This window comes from Stenotrophomonas sp. 82F1, assembly GCF_056861525.1.
On sequence record NZ_JBSPUD010000005.1, the window covers coordinates 55,905 to 73,397 of the forward strand.

Genomic DNA, 17,493 nt, shown 5'->3' on the forward strand with positions numbered 1-17,493 from the left:
CCGCCGGGCATGGCTCGGCGCTACCGTTCCACATCAAAGGACTGACATGATCCACCAGACTGAACTGCGCGACCTGCTGCCCGGCATGGTCCCCTTCCCCGCCGACGTATTCCCCGATGACCAGGCCTGGCTTGGTCAGCACCTGCTGCCGCTGCTGAAGATCGACCTCGGCGTGCTGCGCCCGGAACTGGCCGGCCAGGCCGCCACCCTGCTGTGTCCGATCGAGCCCTATGAAGGCTGCATCGGCGAAGCCACCGAAGAACACCACAACGCGTTCACCGGCACCAACTGGATCGCCTTTGAATTGACCGCCGACAACCGCATGCGTTTCCTCGGTGAGGAGGGCTATTTCATCGGCGACCAGGTGCAGGACAACGACGCGCTGGAGCACATCACGGAGATGCGTGAGAGCTACAGCAAGGCACACGCGTACTTCCAGCAGCATGGACGCCTGGCCAGCTATTCGCGCTATGGCGATGGCGAGCCCGGCGAGCAGGCCTACCTTGATGTGCTGGGCGGGCAGATCTCGACCGGCAACTGGATTGAAACCGCGGAGATTCCCGCCGCCTTCGCGCTGGCGTTCACCGAGGCGGCCGACGACCGCCATGCGCCGGACGATGCCGAGTGCGCGATCATCACCCGCGATGGCAGGAAATTCTTCGCCGTGGCCGAAGTGGCCGGCTACAACTGGTGCGCCACTGGTGCCGATGCGATCGTGATGCTGTACGAGCCGGAAAGCCGCACGGTGCTGTTCTCGTACGACTGGTCGTAAGCCCACCGCGCTGCGCGCTCGCCGGGCATGGCCCGGCGGAACGAGCGCCGCGTTAAGGCGCGGCCTTGCGCGCTATCAACGCCGTGCTGACTTCGGTGCCATCTTCCAGCTGCAGCTGCAGCCACACAGGCTGCCCCTCCTCCAGGGTGCGGTAGCCGTCCATCAGCATCAGGTGCAGGCCACCGGGCTTCAGTACGGCGCGTGCGCCGGGCGCCAATGGCAGGCGCCGGACCTCACGCATGCGGCTGACCCCATCGACGATCGTGGTCTCGTGCAGCGACACATCGCCGAAGGTCGCACTGCGTGCACCGGTGATCGCCACCGCGTTGGCGCAGCCGTTGCGGATCACCGCATAACCGGCAGTCATTGCCATCTTCGGGTTGGGCAACAACCGTACCCAGCCCTGCTCGACGGTGACGCACTTCGTCTCGGCGGCGGAGGCCGATGCTGCGGCCGCACACAGAGCCAACAGTACGCCAACGAATGGTTTGGTTATCATCGTCTCAGTTCCCTCTTCGCAACGAGACCCGCAGCATGACGACGCTCATCGAGGTGATCAACCATGGCCCCATCCGCGAACTGCGGCTGGCGCGGCCGCCGGTCAATGCCCTGGACACCGAGCTGTGCCGGCAGTTGATCCATGCCATCGAACTGGCGATGGCCGAGGACGCGCACGGCATCGTGCTGTCCGGCAGCGAGCGCATCTTCACCGGCGGCATGGACGTGCCGCACCTGCTCTCGCATGGCGATGACAAGCACAAGCTGCTGGACACCTGGAACGCGTTCTTCGGCGCGGTACGCACGCTTGCCGAGAGCCGCATCCCGGTGGTTGCGGCGATCACCGGCCATGCACCGGCTGGCGGCTGCGTGCTGGCCCTGTGCTGCGACTACCGGGTGATGGCGCGCAGTGCCGATCCGGCGCGCCCGTACGCCATCGGCCTGAACGAGGTGCAGGTCGGCCTGATTGCACCGGAGGGCATCCAGCGCCTGCTGCGCCGTGCGGTGGGCGCACACCGCTCCAGCGTCCTGCTGGCCACCGGCGCACTGGTCCCCGCCGAACAGGCACTACAGATCGGCCTGGTCGATGAACTGGTTGATGGCGAGCTGGTGGTGGCCCGTGCGGTAGCCTGGCTGCAGGACCTGCTGAAGCAGCCGCGGCAGCCGATGCTGCTGACCCGGGCCATCGCCCGCGCCGAACTGCACGACGCCCTGCACCCGGACCTGATCCAGCTCGACCGCTTCGTCGAGGCCTGGTTCGCCCCGGATGCGCAGAACGCGCTGCAGGCGCTGGTCGCCCGGCTGGGGAAGTAAGGCGGCCGGGCTGCCGCCCGGCACCCGCAGAGGCAACGTCCACGTCAAATGCCGCTTTCCGTAGAGAGGCCAGGCGGGGCCGATTGCGGGGGGCGCTGCAAGTACGTCCATGTAAGCTCGGTCGCGCCATCCATGGCGCTCACGCCCCCGCAACCGGCCCCGCCCGGCCTTCGACAGTTGACCGCAAGCGTCTTGTCGAGCCGAGAGGCGCTTGGCTGGAGGGTGGGGCCATGTGGAAAACGGGAAGGAGGGGGCCGTGCGCACCGGTATAATCGAGCCCTCTTTCATCGCTGTGGCCGCCCCCTTGAACGACACGCCCGAACCCGTCGTCTCCGAGCTGATCGACCTGCTCACCTTGGAGCGGCTGGAGGACAACCTGTTCCGCGGCCAGAGCCGCGACATCGGCACCAAGTACGTGTTCGGCGGGCAGGTTCTGGGCCAGGCCCTGGCGGCCGCCCAGGCCACGGTCGACAACGGTCGCCATGTGCACTCGCTGCACGCCTATTTCCTGCGCGCCGGCAACATCGACCATCCGATCGTCTACGACGTCGACCGTACCCGCGACGGCGGCAGCTTCTCGGTACGCCGGGTGACCGCGATCCAGCACGGCAAGGTGATCTTCTTCTGCGCGGCCTCGTTCCAGCAGGCCGAATCCGGTGCCGAGCACCAGCACAAGATGCCTGAAGTGCCGCAGCCGGAAGACATCGAACCGAACCGCCCGCTGCCGGCGGAAGTGCTTGAACGCCTGCCGATCAAGGTGCAGCGCTGGTTGTCGCGCGGTGGTCCGTTCGAGTTCCGCCATGTCTATCCGCGCGATGAACTGAACCCGCCAAAGCGCCCGCCCTACCACCAGGTCTGGCTGCGCCTGAGCGAGCGTGTTGGCGATGCTCCCGAGCTGCACCAGGCGCTGCTGGCCTACGCGTCGGACTTCCACCTGCTGGGCACGGCGACCTTCCCGCACGGCATCAGCTACTACCATCCGCACGTGCAGATGGCCTCGCTGGACCACGCGATCTGGTTCCACCGCCCGTTCCGCGCCGACGACTGGCTGCTGTACTCGCTGGACAGCCCCAGCGCGCAGGACTCGCGCGGCCTGGCCCGTGGCCAGTTCTTCACCCGTGATGGCGTGCTGGTTGCCAGCACCGCCCAGGAAGGCTTGATCCGCGTGGTTCCGGACCAGGCAGCAGCGGCCGCCGTGCCGGCCAAGGATTGATCCGATGCGTCAGATTTTCAGCAGCCAGCGCGTGGAAACCGTGGAAGGCGTGGCCGAGCTCCTGCGCAGTCACGACATCCAGGTGAAGGTCACCAACGGGCGTTCGTACAAGACGCGCCGCCGCGGCCAGTTCAGCTATACCGACCTGGGCAATGCCGGTGCCTACCCGGCGGTCTGGGTCGTGCGTGCCGACGACCAGCCGCGTGCGCGCGAAATCCTGCGCGACGCCCGCCTGCTCGACACCACCCGCCGTGACCATCCGACCGCCGAATTCGCCTTCCGCGATGACGTGCAGGAAAGCACCGGTGGTCGCAGCTGGGCCTGGCGCATCCGCATCGCCCTGCTGGTGGTGATCGCCGGCGTGGCGCTGGTGATCGGCCTGCGCCATCGCGGCGCCCCTGCCCCCGCGGCCCCGGTGCCCGCCCCGCAGGCCCAGCCGCAACCGCAGCAAGCCCAACCGGCCGCGCCGGCACCGCCGGAAGAAGAGGAAGTGCGGGTCCGCATCCAGCCGGCGAAGTAGTGCCGGCCGCTGGCCGGCAACCGCAGGTAGCGCCGGGCCATGCCCGGCGAGCGCAGCGGCCTGCATCAGCGGCCACAATGCCTGACAGGACAGGCGCCGGGCGCGGCCCGGCGCTACCGGAAAAGGGCAGGTCACATTCCGCACGCGCCTCCGTCATGGGACACAATCCCTGCAGGAGCCCGCCGCCATGACGACCTTCGCCGCAAGCATCGACGACACACTGCACCGCGAACTGCCGGCCGCCAGCGGCGGCTGCCAGCATGCCTATGGGCGCATCGTGCTGGCCTGCCAGAACACGGTCACCGCCATTGCCCTGGCCATCACCGGCGACCGCCAGGCCAGCGAGGACATCGCCCAGGAAGCGTTCGTGAAGGGCTGGCAGCAGCTGCACCAGCTGCGCAGCGCGAGCAGCTTCCTGCCCTGGCTGCGGCAGATCACCCGCAACCTCGCCCGTGACTGGCTGCGCGCGCAACGTGGCCGACCGCTGAGCGGCGAGGCTGCCGAAGTGGCATTGACCATGGCAGCGGATCCGGCCCCCGGCGCGGCCGATCGCCTGCAACGGCTGGAAGAGGAAATCGCTGCCGAAGACATCATCTCCGCCCTGCCCGCCGATAGCCGCGAAGTACTGCTGCTGTATTACCGCGAGGGCCAGCATTCGCAGCAGGTCGCTGACCTGCTCGGGCTGAGCGACGCGGCGGTACGCAAGCGCCTGTCACGCGCCCGTGCGCAGGTGCGCGAGGGCCTGCTGCAGCGCTTCGGCGAATTCGCACGCAGCAGTGCACCCAGTGCAGCGTTCGCAACGGCGGTGGTGTCGATGCTGATGATCGCCGCGCCCGGCACCGCCAGCGCGGCGATCCTGCTGGGAACCGGCGTCGGCATCGGCGGCAGCAAGCTCGGACTCGGTGGCGCCAGCGCCGCCGGCGGTACCGCGATGGGCACGTTGACCGCTACGCTGGGCCAGCTGCAGATGCTGCCTGCGTCAAGCTGGGCCGCGATCATCGGCGGCGTCGTCGGTGGTGCGCTCGGCAGCTATCTCGGCGGCCGTTTCCTGCTGTCGTACGCCGAGACCGGCGCCGAGCAGGTGCAGGTTCGCCGCTTCGTCAATGTCAGCACGGGCACGAGCCTGGGCTGGTGCCTGGCCATCCTGTTTACCGTGCTGCTGCAGGCGCCGATGTGGGCGCAGCTGCTGGTGCTGGCACTGGGCCTGGTCGTGGTCAACTACCAGTGCCTGGTGACACTGCGGCGCATCATGGCGCCGCTGCTCGCGCGTGATGCAGCTCGGCGTGGGCGTCACGGGATCAACTGGAAGTACGAATCCATGTACGGCCTGACCGGCATGATGGCGGTGAACCTGATGGTCATCGGTGCCCTGGCCTACACGATGACGCACAGCGGCCGCCTGTAACGGACAACGCCGGCATTACGCCGGCGTTGTCGTCGATCACTGCAGTGAAAATCAGCGCTGCGGCTTCGGCGCGGCGCCGTCACGCAGGCCGCCATGGCGCGGGCCACCGTGCATCGGGCCCTTGGCGGCGTCGAACTCGGCCTTGCTCAGCTGCCCATCCTTGTTGGTATCGGCGGCGGCGAACCAGGCGTCACGATGCTGCTTCATGCGCAGCTCGCGGTCGGCCTTGTCCAGGTAACCGTCCTTGTTGAGATCGAGCTGGTCGAAACGCTCGGCCAGGCGCGGATCGGCCTTGGCTTCCTCACGGCTGATGCGGCCATCCTTGTTCGCGTCCAGCTTGGCCCAGCGCTCGCCGCCGCGACCACCATGACGGCCGTGCTTCCAGCGCGGCAGCTCATCACGGGAGAGCTTGCCATCCTTGTTCTTGTCCAGCTCATCGAACTTCGCGGCCAGGCGCGGGTTGGCCGCCGCTTCGCTGCGGTCGATGACGCCATCGCCATTGACATCCAGCTTGGCCGGGCGCGGTGCCGGAGCGGTCGGGGCGTCGGCGGCCAAGGCGATACCGGTCGCGGAGGTGCCGAGCAGCAGGGCCAGCAGCAGGGGGGTACGGATCATGGGGTCACTCCTGGGAATGGGATTGGCATCGGGGTGAACACCTCACCCTCGGAGGACAACAACGCCTGACCACGACCTCGGTTGACGCAGCCGCCGGTTCCATTCATCCGGCGGACAGTCGCCGCCATTGCGACAGGCTGGAGCTATGCTGTGTCCATGGCGAGACACGGCGACAGAGACGACGAACTGCGACTGTTCCAGACCGGTGAGCACCCCTGCGGGTACTGGCCAGACCGGGTCGCGCGCGATCTGGTGCTGGACCCGCAGGACCGTCGCCTTGGCGGGCTGTATCCGCTGGCCCTGAGCTGGGGCTTCCGCCGCAGCGGTGATCTGGTCTATCGCCCGCACTGTGCGAACTGCCACGCCTGCGTCGCCGTGCGCATCCCGGTGGCCCGCTTCGCCCCGGACCGCAGCCAGCGCCGCTGCGCCGCCCGCAATGCCGACCTGGAAGTGCGCATCACCGCAGCCATGCCGCGTGAGGATCTGTTCGAGCTGTACCACCGCTACCTGGTGCATCGTCATGCCAAGGGCGGCATGGACGACCACGGCCCGCACGAGTTCGAGCAGTTCCTGATCGGCAGCTGGTCGCACACGCGCTTCATGGAAATGCGCCTGCCCGGCCACGACGGCCAGCCCAGCCAGCTGCTGGGTGTGGCGGTGACCGATGTGACCGAGCACGGGCTGTCGGCGGTCTATACCTTCTTCGACCCCGCCCATGCCGCGCGCGGGCTGGGTACCTTCGCGATCCTGCAGCAACTGGAGTGGGCCCGCCGCGAGGGCCTGCCACACCTGTACCTGGGCTACTGGATTCGTGAGCACCAGAAGATGGATTACAAGCGACGCTACCGCCCGCTGGAGGCCTACGACGGCCGCCGCTGGCATGATTTCGATGACGATCTGGACGGACGCTGACAAACCACTGACACCGGGCCGGGTGCACAATACGGCCATGAACGCCAAACCCCTGATCCTCGGCCTGGCCCTGCTCTGTGGCGCCACCGCTCCCGCTTTCGCCACGTCCCCCGCGATGACCGAAAAACCGTCTGCAGCGCTGCGCCTGGCTACCTACAACACCTCGCTGTATTCGGACGAAGCCGGCGGCCTGATCGCGGAGCTGGAAGGCGACAGCGAACACGCGCGCAAGATCGCCGCGGTACTGCAGCAGGCGCGCCCTGACCTGGTGCTGCTGAACGAGTTCGACTTCGACGACGCCCATCGCGCCGCCGACCTGTTCCAGAAGCGCTACCTGGAAGTGGCCCAGCCCGGTGGCGGCAAGCCGCTGCACTTCGCCTACCGCTACCTGGCACCGGTGAACACCGGCGTGCCCAGCGGCCTGGACCTGGACAACAACGGCATTGTCGGTGGTGAAGGCCGAGGCCGTGGCAACGACGCCTGGGGCTACGGCCTGCACCCGGGCCAGTACGGCATGCTGGTGCTGTCGCGCTACCCGATCGACGAAGCCAAGGTGCGCAGCTTCCAGCTGCTGAAGTGGAGTGCGATGCCCGGCGCGATCCGCCCGATCGATCCGCGTACCGGCAAGAGCTTCTACAACGACAGCGTCTGGTCGCAGCTGCGGCTGTCGTCGAAGTCGCATTGGGACGTGCCGGTGAAGACCCCGGCCGGCGTGGTGCACGCGCTGGTCTCGCACCCGACGCCGCCGGTGTTCGACGGCCCGGAAAAGCGCAACGCCGCACGCAACCACGACGAACTGCGCCTGTGGCAGGAATACCTGTCCAAGGGTGACAAGCCGTGGCTGTGCGACGACAAGGGCCTGTGCGGTGGCCTGGCCCAGGATGCACGCTTCGTCATCCTTGGCGACCTCAACAACGATCCGGTCGATGGCGATGGCCGCCACGAGGCGATCGTCGAACTGATCGAGAACGCCCGCGTCCTGCGCTACCCCACCCCGCGCAGCGTCGGCGCCGAGCAGACCAGCCTGGCCTATGCGGCGAAGGGCATCGAACGCAAGGGCGCACCGTTCCATGCCACCGGCGATTTCGGCCCGAAGTCCGGCACCATGCGCCTGGACTACGTGCTGCCCTCGACCGGTTTCGAGTACCTCGGCAGCGGGGTGTTCTGGCCGGCCAATGAAAGTGCCGAAGCGAAGATCGCCGACGGCAGCGACCACCACCTGGTGTGGGTGGACGTGAAGCCGTAAGTCGGTGTTGATGGGGTACCGACCAACGGTCGGTACCCACCGGAAATCTGTATCGACCAACGGTCGGTACCCACCGGAAATCTGTATCGACCAACGGTCGGTACCCACTGGAATGTGGCCGCCGGCCATGGCCCGGCGCTACCGATTTACGGGCGCAGTTCGACGCCGATGGCCTCGGCCGCATCGCGGGCGATGGCACGCGCTTCGTCAATGGTTTCCGCGCGTGCCAGGGTCACGCCGACACGGCGGTGGCCATGCACGCTGGGCTTGCCGAACAGGCGCACGGCGGTGTCCGGCACCTGCAGCGCGGCGGCCACGTTGTTGAAGTACGGCACGCCCTCGCCATGCGCCAGCAGCGCGCACGAGGCCGATGCGCCACTCTGGCGGATAAGCGGGATCGGCAGGCCGAGGATGGCCCGCGCATGCAGCGCGAACTCGCTGAGTTCCTGCGATACCAGCGTCACCAGACCGGTGTCATGCGGACGTGGCGATACTTCGCTGAACCAGACCTCGTCGCCCTTCACGAACAGCTCGACACCGAACAGGCCCCAGCCACCGAGGTCGTCGGTGATCGCGCGCGAGATCTCCTCGGCACGCGCCAGTGCCTTGTCCGACATCGGCTGCGGCTGCCAGCTTTCGCGATAGTCGCCATCCTTCTGCAGGTGCCCGATCGGCGCGCAGAACGAGGTGCCACTGGCATGGCGCACGGTCAGCAGGGTGATCTCGTAATCGAAGTCGATGAAACCCTCGACGATGCAGCGGCCGGCACCGGCACGGCCGCCGGTCTGCGCGTACTCCCAGGCCGGGGCGATGTCCGCCTCGCTGCGCAGCGTGCTCTGGCCCTTGCCCGAGGACGACATCACCGGCTTGACCACGCACGGCAGGCCGATCGCAGCCACGGCGTCGCGGTACTCGGCCTCGGTATCGACAAAGCGGTACGGCGAGGTCGGCAGGCCCAGCGTCTCGGCGGCCAAGCGGCGGATGCCCTCACGGTCCATGGTCAGGCGCGCCGCACGCGCAGTCGGAATCACCCGCAGGCCCTGCTCCTGTTCCAGCTGCACCAGGGTCTCGGTATGGATCGCCTCGATCTCCGGCACCACCAGGTGCGGCTGTTCCTGCGCGATCAACTGGCGCAGGGCCATCGCATCCAGCATGTCGATCACGTGCGAGCGGTGTGCCACCTGCATGGCCGGGGCATCGGCGTAACGGTCGGCGGCAATCACTTCCACGCCCAACCGCTGCAGCTCGATGGCCACCTCCTTGCCAAGTTCGCCCGAGCCCAGCAGCAGCACGCGGGTGGCGGAGGGGGACAGCGGGGTTCCAAGCTTGGCCATGGCGGGGTTCCAGCAGCAATGTGAAGGCGGGTGGGCATTCTATCCGGTCCAGCCGCAGCGCTTGAGGAAGCCCAGCCGACGAACGGTAGCCCGCACGTGATATCACTTTGATATCTTAATTTCGAACCCTCAAGGACGTACCGCCATGAAAGAGAAGTCGCTGTCCTCCCTCAACGGCCTCGGCGCGCTTGCCGGGTCCCTGGTCGTGGCCCTCGCCGGTGGCGCCCTGTTCGTGGCCGGGGTCGCGGCGAAGGCCAGCACCGGCTCGCCCAACGTGCTGCTGCTCCTGACCGGACTGCTGATCGGCGCGCTGGCCCTGGTCGCACTGGCCGGCCTGTACACCGTGCAGCCCAACCAGGCGGCGGTGGTCAGCCTGTTCGGCAAGTACGTAGGCACCGTCAAGGACAACGGCCTGCGCTGGAACAATCCCTTCTTCAGCAAGCGCCGCGTGAGCCAGCGCGTGCGCAATTTCGAGAGCGGCAAGCTGAAGGTCAACGAGCTGGACGGCAGCCCGATCGAGATCGCCGCGGTGATCGTCTGGCAGGTGGTCGACGCCTCCGAAGCGGTCTACAACGTGGACGACTACGAGAGCTTCGTGCACATCCAGTCCGAATCGGCGCTGCGCGCGATGGCCACCAGCTATCCCTACGACCAGCACGAGGACGGCCAGCTGGCACTGCGCAGCCACGCCAGCGAGATCTCCCAGCACCTGAAGAACGAACTGGCCGAGCGCCTGGCCGATGCCGGTGTGCAGGTGATCGATGCGCGCATCAGCCACCTCGCCTACGCCGCTGAAATCGCCCAGGCGATGCTGCAGCGTCAACAGGCAAACGCAGTGATCGCCGCACGCACGCGCATCGTTGCCGGTGCGGTCGGCATGGTCGAGATGGCGCTGGCCGAACTGCAGAAGAACGGCGTGGTGCAGCTGGACGAGGAGCGCAAGGCGCACATGGTCAGCAACCTGTTGACCGTGCTGTGCTCGGACCGCGGCACGCAGCCGGTCGTCAACACCGGCTCGCTGTACTGAGCCACCCTCGCAACGGGGCGCCCCACCGCCCCGCCAGGAGTCTGCATGAGCGAGAAAAAAGCCTATCCGCTGCGCATCAACGCCGAGGTCCTGGCGGCCGCACAGCGCTGGGCGGACGATGAGCTGCGTAGCCTCAACGCGCAGATCGAATACGTGCTGCGCGACGCACTGCGCAAGGCAGGACGCCTGCCGAAACCCAAGCCATCGCCGGAGGACAAGGAATGAGCAAGCGCTGGAGCTACCTGACCGTCGAGGTCAAGACCACCATGATGGGCCTGCAGAAAGCCGACGACATCCAGGCCGAACTCAGCCGCCAAGGCCAGCTGGGCTGGGAACTGGTCAACATCATCATCCCGGCGCCGATGCGCCCGGCCCTGCTGGTCTTCAAGAAGGAGCTGTGACCATGAGCGCACGCCGTTCGTTGCTTGCTGTTGCCCTCGCCCTGTTGTCCGCCAGTGCAGCCGCGGGTGAACCGCAGCAGGTCGCAGCACGCCTGCTCGATCACCTGCAGGCCGGGCGGATCGCCGATGCCGAAGCCATGCTGACGCCGCAGATGGCCGCGGCCGTGCCTGCCGACAAGCTGCAGGGCCTGTGGCAGTCGCTGGGTGAACTGAAGCAGCGCGGGCCGGCGCACAGCAGCGAGCAGCAGGGCCTGCACCTGGTGGAAGTACCGCTGCAGTTCGCCAGTGGTGCGGTGATCGCGCAGGTGGCGGTGAGCGCGCAGGACAAAGTAGCGGGTCTGCTGCTGCGCCCGGCCCCGGCCGCCAAGGCACCGCCGCTGCCTGCCGACGCGAACTACAGCGAAGCCGATTTCAGCGTGCCGCAGGCGCGCGGTGCGCTGCCCGGCACGCTGTCCCTGCCCAAGGGCAAAGGGCCGTTCCCGGCGGTGGTGCTGGTACACGGCTCCGGCCCGCAGGATCGCGACGAAACCATTGGTGGCAACCGCCCGTTCCTGGACATTGCCCGCGGCCTGGCCGCACAGGGCATCGCAGTGCTGCGCTACGACAAGCGCACCCATGCCCGCCCGCAGGATTTCCAGAGCGGCAGCTTCAACGTGGATGACGAGACCACCGACGACGCCGTTGCGGCACTGAGCGCGTTGGCGGCGGACCCACGCATCGACGGCAAGCGGATCTTCGTGCTCGGCCACAGCCAGGGCGGCATGCTCGCCCCGCGCATCGCCAGCCGCTGGCCACAGGCGCGCGGCGCGATCCTGTGGGCCGCGCCGGCGCGCACGTTGCTTGAGCTGCTGCCGGAGCAGAACCGCTACCTGCTGTCACTGGACGGCTCGATCAGCGCGCCTGAGCAGGCGTTCCTGGACAAGCTGGCGGCGCAGATCGCCGCCGCCCGCAGCGACACGCCTGCAGCCGCCAGCGAACTGCCACTGGGCGTGCCGCAGACGTTCTGGAAAAGCATCGAAGCAGTGAACGCACGGGGCGATGCGGTGGCGCTGAAAAAACCACTGCTGATGCTGCACGGCGGCCGCGACTTCCAGGTACCGGAAACGGATTGGGCACTGTGGAAAAAAGCCTTGGCTGATCGCAAGGATGTGCAATGGAAGGCCTACCCTGCCCTCAACCATATCGGCATCGCTGGCAGCGGCTCCAGTTCATTGAAGGAGTACGCGCGGCCGGGCCACGTCGATGGGCAGCTGATCGATGACGTCGCGCATTGGGTGGAGTCGCAACGATGAGCGGCAGTGATGCACGTCCGTTCGACGTCGCCGAGAGTTCATCGCTGCGAGTGCTGTGGGTTCTGCTGCCCCTGCTGGCGGTACTCGGCGTCGGCATCTGGTCGCAGCTGCACGACAGCCGCACCGACGCTCCCTGGATGGAGGTCACGCTGTCGCCCCCGTTTTTCCTGATGGGTGGCAGCGCGGCATGGAGCCTGGCGGTGATCGTGCTGATGGGCGTCGGCCTGGGCTGGGCGTTTTTCCGCCGCCGGGTGGAGCTGGCAGATAGCGTACTGGACGTGCGTTCGACGCTGTACCGTCGCCGCACGCCGGTGGCCGACCTGCTGCTGGATCAGGCGGAGGTGGTCGACCTGGGCCGTGATCGCCGCTATGGCATCCGCTTCAAGACCAACGGCTACAGCATGCCCGGCTTCTACTCCGGACACTTCCGCCTGCAGGGCGGCGGCAAGGGCTTTGCCCTGGTCACCGACCGCGCACGCACACTGGTGATTCCGGTGCGCGGCGGCAGCACCCTGCTGCTCAGCCTGGAGCGCCCGCAGACGCTGCTGGAGGCGCTGCGCAAGGTGGCCGCCACGGCGCCACGGCAGTAAGCTGGATCGATGCACCGCACCACTCCGCTGTTGATCAATACCGAGGCCGTTGAATTGTGGCCGGCCGCACTGCTGCGCGCACGCAGCAATCTCGACGCCCGCCTGCTGGCGGGCGCGCAATGGGTACTGCGGCGCAAGCAGGATGGCCGCTACCTGGCGGCGGTACTGGCGCACGGCGTGCACTCGCTGGTGCCGCGTCTGCCGCGCGAACCGGGCGTGGAGGAAGCGCTGGCGTTGCTGGACGGCGCGCGGTCACGGCCGTTTGGCGCTGCACTGGACGAGCAGTGGCTGCCACTGGCCGGCCTGCAGCAGCGCCTGCAACAGTTGGGCCTGGATGCGCAGCGCTATGCGCAGGACAGTGGGCTGGCGCTGGAGGCCGAGCCCTGCCTGCTGCACTTCGCCGGACGTGACCGCTTCGCGCGCCCGCTGTGGCTGCGCCGCGGCGCAGCGCAGGGCTGGCGGCGGATGCGCCTGCACGCTGCGCGGGACGGCATTGCACTGGACGCGATCTCCGGCTTCCGCAGCCATGCGTATCAGCTCGGCATTTTCGAGCGCAAGCTGGCGCGCGGGCAGAGCGTGCCGCAGATCCTGCAGGTCAATGCCGCGCCCGGCTTCAGCGAACACCACAGCGGTCACGCGCTGGATATCGGCACACCGGGGGATGCGCCGGCAGAAGAGACCTTTGAGGCGACGGCCGCGTTTGCGTGGCTGCAGGCCAATGCAGGGGCACACGGGTTCCATCTGAGCTATCCGCGCGACAACCCGCATGGGATCGTCTACGAACCGTGGCACTGGTGCTGGAAACCGGCCAACGGCTGAGCCCCTCGTGGCGAACGCTTGACTGCGATCCCGGGTTGGCCGGGAGGGTGGGCGGCGCAGGGGCCGCTGCAAGTACGTCCATGTAAGCTCGGGCGCGCCATCCATGACGCTTACGCCCCTGCGCCGCCCACCCTCCCGGCCACGGACAGTTTCCGCGTGCGTTCGCCACGGAATGGAACAAGAGAGCAAAAGGCAGAAGCGGGTCGCTGCGCTTGAAGCCGGGCATGGCTCGGCGCTACCGATGTGTGGGCGCTGCGGTCACCGCCTCAATGCATTGATCGCCAGCAGCACCCATCCGGCCATCAGCGTGGTGCCGCCTACCGGCGCCAGCCGCGTCGGCCACTGCCACAGCGCACCGCCCAGCAGGCTGCCGGAGAACAGCAGCACGCCCAACAGCAACACGTACAACGCCAGATGCGCGATCGCACCCTGCGTGCGTGGGCCGAGGGCCACCAGTACCGCACCGTGGGCAAACGCATACAGCGCCGCCATGTTCAGGTGCTGCTGCGCCAGCGGATCGGACACGCCATGCGCGGCATAGGCGGACAGACCGATCGAGGCGGCCGCCAGCAGCGCCCCCAGGCAGGCCAGCACCGACGGTTTACGCGCGCGTCGTTCGGAATTGAACATGACAGCTCCTTGCGCAATGCCCGACACCGGGCTCGGGATGAAAAAAAACGCGCCGCAGGAAGCGGCGCGTTTTTGTGTCCAACACTACATGGGTCAGCCGAGGCTTACTTGACGGCCCAGTAGATGTCGTACGTCGCTTCCGGGGTGAACGACTTGTCCACGCCGTCCTTCCAGGTTTCGTACGGACGGTCGATGACTTCGTTGCCCGAGGTCACGGCCCAGGCGCGCAGGGCGCTGCGGGCAACGTCCAGACCTGCCATGTGGCCAGTGTAGGCCGCATGCGCCGAACGGTGCGGAGCAACGCGGACGTACTTGACCGGAGCGCCACCGTCGATCTTGACGGTCAGCTGTTCGGCCGGCACGCCTTCGGCACCCTTCTTCTTCACCGGCTGGGCGATGTCGAAGGCGTACTTCTCAGCACCGAAATCGGTGGTGATGATACGCAGCGGGCCAGCGGCTTCCAGGCCATTGGCCTCGATCACGCGCTTGATCCACTCCTGGTTGTCCTTGATGGACTTGGTGATGGAGTCCTGGCCACGATCGACGTTGCCGGCGGTGACGACCAGCAGGTCCTCGGCCGGGACATCGACGATACCCAGATCGGTCAGCGGCGCTTCGGAAGTGCGGTAGTCGACATTCGGCACGGTGGCCAGCATGTTCGCCATGCGCGACAGACCCATCTTGATGTCATCGCCGATCTGGCGGCTGACATACAGGCCTGCGTAGCGGCCGAACAGGTCGAAGCCGTACTTCACCGAGTAGTCCTGGGTGATCTTGACGTTGCGACCGCCCTTGCCGGTCGGCTCCAGGGTGAAGGTGGTGACCTTGTCGTGACCCTTGGAGGCATCGTCGACGGCGATCACAACACGCTTGTTCTCTTCGGCTTCGGTCACCTTCCAGGAACCGGTGCCCAGGTCCTTGGAGGTGAAGTCGAGAGTGGCACCGACGCCGGAGGCCGGGCCGGACAGCTTCAGTTCAACGGCGGGATCGCGCAGTACCAGCGGGTTCCAGTCCTTGAAGCGGCGCAGACTGCTGACCGTGTCGTACACGATCGTCATCTTGCGGTTGGTCTCGATGCTTTCGGTGATGTGACGCTCGCCCGGCAGACAGACGCCAATGATGACGAACAGGCCAGCCACGATCCCCAAGGCGATCAGGAACTCGATAATACGGGTCATTCAGAGAGTCTCCGGGGCCGATCCCACGGCCGGGTTGATTGAAGCGAAGCGCCAATCCTAGCAGGCTTCGCGGGCATTGGTTATCGGGATTGGCGCACCGGTTTCCGTGCCGGCGGCGCATTTGTATGCACAAAGAATTCGAAGGGTAACGCATCCGCGTACCCGGCAAGTAGGGGGCAAACAGGGGTCAACCCTGAATCCGGCCCCGGACTGCATGCCAAGTCGTTGTCGCTAAAGGATTTTCCTCACACCAACTGGAGTTCAAACGCTTTCAGGACCGCACGCGTCCGGTCGCGCACGCCCAGTTTGGAGAGGATGTTGGACACATGGTTCTTGATCGTGCCCTCGGCGACCCCCAGCGAATTGGCGATCTCCTTGTTGGAGAAACCGCTGGCCATCAGCCGCAGGATCTCGGTCTCACGGTCGGTCAGCGGGTCGGGACGGTCCAGGCTGACGAAGTCGTTGCGCATGTGCTCCAGCCCGGACAGCAGGCGCTGGGTCACCGCCGGCTGCACCAGCGAACCGCCATCGGCCACCGTGCGGATCGCCCCGACCAGCTGCGCCAGGGTCACATCCTTGAGCAGGTAGCCCTTGGCACCGGCCTTGAGCCCGGCCAGCACCAGCTGGTCATCGTCGAAGGTGGTCAGGATGATGGTCGGCGGCAGCTGTTCCTGCCGTGACAGCACCTGCAGCGCCTCCAGCCCGGACATCACCGGCATGCGCATGTCCATCAGGACCACGTCCGGACGGATCTGCGGGATCAGCTCGACCGCCTGGCGGCCATCGGCGGCCTCGGCCACCACTTCGATGCCGTCGTCGAGCGCCAGCAGCGAGCGGATCCCCTGCCGCACCAGGGTTTGGTCGTCGACCAGGCAGACGCGAATCATCAACGCACTCCTTCAGGAACCTGGGTAAGGGCCGCCAGCACCGTTGCCGGTACCGTCGCCCGCAGCCGGAAGCCTTCGCCGGGGCGGGTCTCCACCTGCAGCTGGCCTCCACATTGTTGCAGGCGTTCGCGCATGCCGCGCAAACCATTGCCCACATTGACCGTTTCCGCCCCGACACCGTCGTCGCGGGCCTCCACCACCACCAGGTCCGGGACCTCACGGTACACCCGCAGCCACAGGTGGCGGGCGCCGGCATGGCGCACCGTGTTGGTGATGATCTCCTGGGTGCAGCGCAGCAGCACGTGGGCCCGCTGCGGGTCTTCCACGTTCAGCGGCTCCTCGATCTCCAGCTGGATGTCCAGCGAAGGCACGTGCTCGGTCAGCGGACGCAGGGCAGCGGCCAGGTCGATGGCGCCGGTCTCGCGCAGCTGGCTGACCACCTCGCGCACGTTGCCCAGCAGCAGCTTGGCCAGGGCATGCGAGCGCTTCACGTGCTCCAGCGCCTGGCCCTCGGCCAGGTGGCCGGCCACTTCCAGGTTCAGGGTCAGCGCGGTCAGCTGATGGCCCAGCAGGTCATGCAGTTCGCGCGAAATGCGGGTGCGCTCGTTCACCCGTGCGCTTTCGGCCAGCAGCGCACGGGTGGCGCGCAGTTCGGCATTGAGCCGGCGCTGCTCCTCGCGCGCCTCGGCCTGGCGGCGGGCCACCAGCGCGATCACGAACACGAAGCTGGAGAAGCCCATGTAACCGACGGCCTGCAGCACGGCGATGACCGGCGGGAAGCCCAGAGGCTGGATGTAGACCGGCAGCACGGCCAGGTTGCTGGCCACCAGCCACACCACGCCGATGCGCGGGCCCAGCAACCAGGGCAGCAGGCCGGCCACCACCATCAGCAGGATGCTGCCCAGCGCGGTGCCGGAGAAATAGCTCACGCCGATCGCGCAGGCCGTCAGCAGGATCAGCGCGGCATGGTCGAAGAAGCCGGGCCGGCTTTCGCCCAGCGAGCGCGTCAGCACCCAGTACACGAAGCCGAAGGCCAGGTAGGCCGAGGCCCAGGGGATGATCCGGAAGCCGGCCTCGCCGTCCAGGCTTTCCAGTGTCAGCGACACCGGATCGATCAGGTAGATCGCAAGCCAAAGGCCGACGGTGCCCCAGGTGAACAACCCGGAGTAGCGCAGCATCGCATTGTGGTTGAGTCGGGCCAGCATGGCCCATCGTAGCCTGTGCGCGTCAGGGCCCAAGGGCATAAAGTCATGTTCGGCGCGGTCCCCTGTTCATGCCGCAGCCCACCCCGGGCATGCAATAATCATGCGCAGGGTCCGTACATGGGACCAACCGCGTTAC

Annotated in this window: 20 protein-coding genes; 13 read left to right on the top strand and 7 right to left on the bottom strand. The window is 67.3% G+C overall.

Features of this window, described 5'->3' with window-relative positions:
- The first annotated feature begins 46 nt into the window (after nt 1-46).
- Nucleotides 47-772, top strand: coding sequence for an enolase (locus AC13GI_RS07895; protein WP_099821024.1), 726 nt, complete (start codon nt 47-49; stop codon nt 770-772).
- Between the two features lie 52 nt (nt 773-824).
- On the opposite strand, the gene AC13GI_RS07900 is transcribed toward AC13GI_RS07895, so the two are convergent.
- Nucleotides 825-1,271, bottom strand: a complete 447-nt coding sequence (locus AC13GI_RS07900) for a copper chaperone PCu(A)C (RefSeq protein WP_482995180.1) — start codon at nt 1,269-1,271, stop codon at nt 825-827.
- Nucleotides 1,272-1,306: 35 nt separating this feature from the next.
- On the opposite strand from AC13GI_RS07900, the gene AC13GI_RS07905 reads away from it, so the two are divergent.
- The 4 genes from AC13GI_RS07905 (at nt 1,307) to AC13GI_RS07920 (ending at nt 5,221) form a co-directional block, all read left to right on the top strand.
- Nucleotides 1,307-2,083: an enoyl-CoA hydratase/isomerase family protein gene (locus tag AC13GI_RS07905; protein WP_099821022.1), complete on the top strand. Its 777-nt coding sequence runs from the start codon at nt 1,307-1,309 to the stop codon at nt 2,081-2,083.
- A gap of 292 nt (nt 2,084-2,375) precedes the next feature.
- Nucleotides 2,376-3,296, top strand: coding sequence for an acyl-CoA thioesterase II (tesB, locus tag AC13GI_RS07910; RefSeq protein WP_406779147.1), 921 nt, complete (start codon nt 2,376-2,378; stop codon nt 3,294-3,296).
- A gap of 4 nt (nt 3,297-3,300) precedes the next feature.
- Nucleotides 3,301-3,816, top strand: coding sequence for a pathogenicity-like protein (locus AC13GI_RS07915; RefSeq protein WP_099819379.1), 516 nt, complete (start codon nt 3,301-3,303; stop codon nt 3,814-3,816).
- A 187-nt stretch (nt 3,817-4,003) separates the two neighbouring features.
- Nucleotides 4,004-5,221, top strand: a complete 1,218-nt coding sequence (locus AC13GI_RS07920; RefSeq protein WP_482995179.1) for an RNA polymerase sigma factor — start codon at nt 4,004-4,006, stop codon at nt 5,219-5,221.
- A 51-nt stretch (nt 5,222-5,272) separates the two neighbouring features.
- On the opposite strand, the gene AC13GI_RS07925 is transcribed toward AC13GI_RS07920, so the two are convergent.
- Nucleotides 5,273-5,836: an EF-hand domain-containing protein gene (locus tag AC13GI_RS07925; RefSeq protein ID WP_482995178.1), complete on the bottom strand. Its 564-nt coding sequence runs from the start codon at nt 5,834-5,836 to the stop codon at nt 5,273-5,275.
- A 156-nt stretch (nt 5,837-5,992) separates the two neighbouring features.
- Between AC13GI_RS07925 and AC13GI_RS07930 the strand changes: the two genes are divergently transcribed.
- Both AC13GI_RS07930 and AC13GI_RS07935 read left to right on the top strand, forming a co-directional pair.
- Complete coding sequence (locus AC13GI_RS07930) at nt 5,993-6,748, top strand: arginyltransferase (protein WP_049467687.1); 756 nt, start codon at nt 5,993-5,995, stop codon at nt 6,746-6,748.
- Nucleotides 6,749-6,785: 37 nt separating this feature from the next.
- Entirely contained in the window at nt 6,786-7,994 is a 1,209-nt protein-coding gene (locus AC13GI_RS07935; RefSeq protein WP_482995177.1) for an endonuclease/exonuclease/phosphatase family protein, read from the top strand.
- A 146-nt stretch (nt 7,995-8,140) separates the two neighbouring features.
- On the opposite strand, the gene purT is transcribed toward AC13GI_RS07935, so the two are convergent.
- Entirely contained in the window at nt 8,141-9,328 is a 1,188-nt protein-coding gene (purT, locus tag AC13GI_RS07940) for a formate-dependent phosphoribosylglycinamide formyltransferase (RefSeq protein WP_482995176.1), read from the bottom strand.
- Nucleotides 9,329-9,473: 145 nt separating this feature from the next.
- On the opposite strand from purT, the gene AC13GI_RS07945 reads away from it, so the two are divergent.
- The 6 genes from AC13GI_RS07945 to AC13GI_RS07970 are packed head-to-tail and all read left to right on the top strand — an operon-like array spanning nt 9,474 to nt 13,457.
- Nucleotides 9,474-10,355, top strand: coding sequence for an SPFH domain-containing protein (locus AC13GI_RS07945; protein ID WP_380658016.1), 882 nt, complete (start codon nt 9,474-9,476; stop codon nt 10,353-10,355).
- Nucleotides 10,356-10,400: 45 nt separating this feature from the next.
- The gene (locus tag AC13GI_RS07950) at nt 10,401-10,580 is read left to right on the top strand and encodes a type II toxin-antitoxin system antitoxin (RefSeq protein ID WP_005412615.1); all 180 of its coding nucleotides are present in this window, start codon (nt 10,401-10,403) and stop codon (nt 10,578-10,580) included.
- Nucleotides 10,577-10,756, top strand: coding sequence for a DUF4177 domain-containing protein (locus tag AC13GI_RS07955; RefSeq protein WP_089239544.1), 180 nt, complete (start codon nt 10,577-10,579; stop codon nt 10,754-10,756). Before AC13GI_RS07950 ends, AC13GI_RS07955 begins: the two co-directional genes overlap by 4 nt.
- A 2-nt stretch (nt 10,757-10,758) precedes the next feature.
- Nucleotides 10,759-12,048, top strand: a complete 1,290-nt coding sequence (locus AC13GI_RS07960; RefSeq protein WP_482995175.1) for an alpha/beta hydrolase — start codon at nt 10,759-10,761, stop codon at nt 12,046-12,048.
- The gene (locus AC13GI_RS07965; protein WP_482995174.1) at nt 12,045-12,638 is read left to right on the top strand and encodes a PH domain-containing protein; all 594 of its coding nucleotides are present in this window, start codon (nt 12,045-12,047) and stop codon (nt 12,636-12,638) included. Before AC13GI_RS07960 ends, AC13GI_RS07965 begins: the two co-directional genes overlap by 4 nt.
- A gap of 9 nt (nt 12,639-12,647) precedes the next feature.
- A complete protein-coding gene (locus AC13GI_RS07970) occupies nt 12,648-13,457 on the top strand; it encodes a M15 family metallopeptidase (protein WP_482995173.1) in 810 nt (269 codons plus the stop codon).
- 258 nt (nt 13,458-13,715) lie between these two features.
- Here the strand turns inward: AC13GI_RS07970 and AC13GI_RS07975 are convergent, their stop codons facing one another.
- The 4 genes from AC13GI_RS07975 to AC13GI_RS07990 all read right to left on the bottom strand — a co-directional run bounded on the left by AC13GI_RS07975 (nt 13,716) and on the right by AC13GI_RS07990 (nt 17,357).
- Entirely contained in the window at nt 13,716-14,087 is a 372-nt protein-coding gene (locus tag AC13GI_RS07975) for a DUF423 domain-containing protein (RefSeq protein ID WP_482995172.1), read from the bottom strand.
- A 104-nt stretch (nt 14,088-14,191) separates the two neighbouring features.
- A complete protein-coding gene (locus AC13GI_RS07980; RefSeq protein ID WP_099819371.1) occupies nt 14,192-15,265 on the bottom strand; it encodes a polyketide cyclase in 1,074 nt (357 codons plus the stop codon).
- 245 nt (nt 15,266-15,510) lie between these two features.
- Nucleotides 15,511-16,152, bottom strand: coding sequence for a response regulator (locus AC13GI_RS07985; RefSeq protein WP_025873873.1), 642 nt, complete (start codon nt 16,150-16,152; stop codon nt 15,511-15,513).
- Nucleotides 16,152-17,357: a sensor histidine kinase gene (locus AC13GI_RS07990; protein ID WP_099819370.1), complete on the bottom strand. Its 1,206-nt coding sequence runs from the start codon at nt 17,355-17,357 to the stop codon at nt 16,152-16,154. The genes AC13GI_RS07985 and AC13GI_RS07990 overlap by 1 nt, the downstream gene beginning before the upstream one ends.
- Between the last annotated feature and the right edge of the window lie 136 nt (nt 17,358-17,493).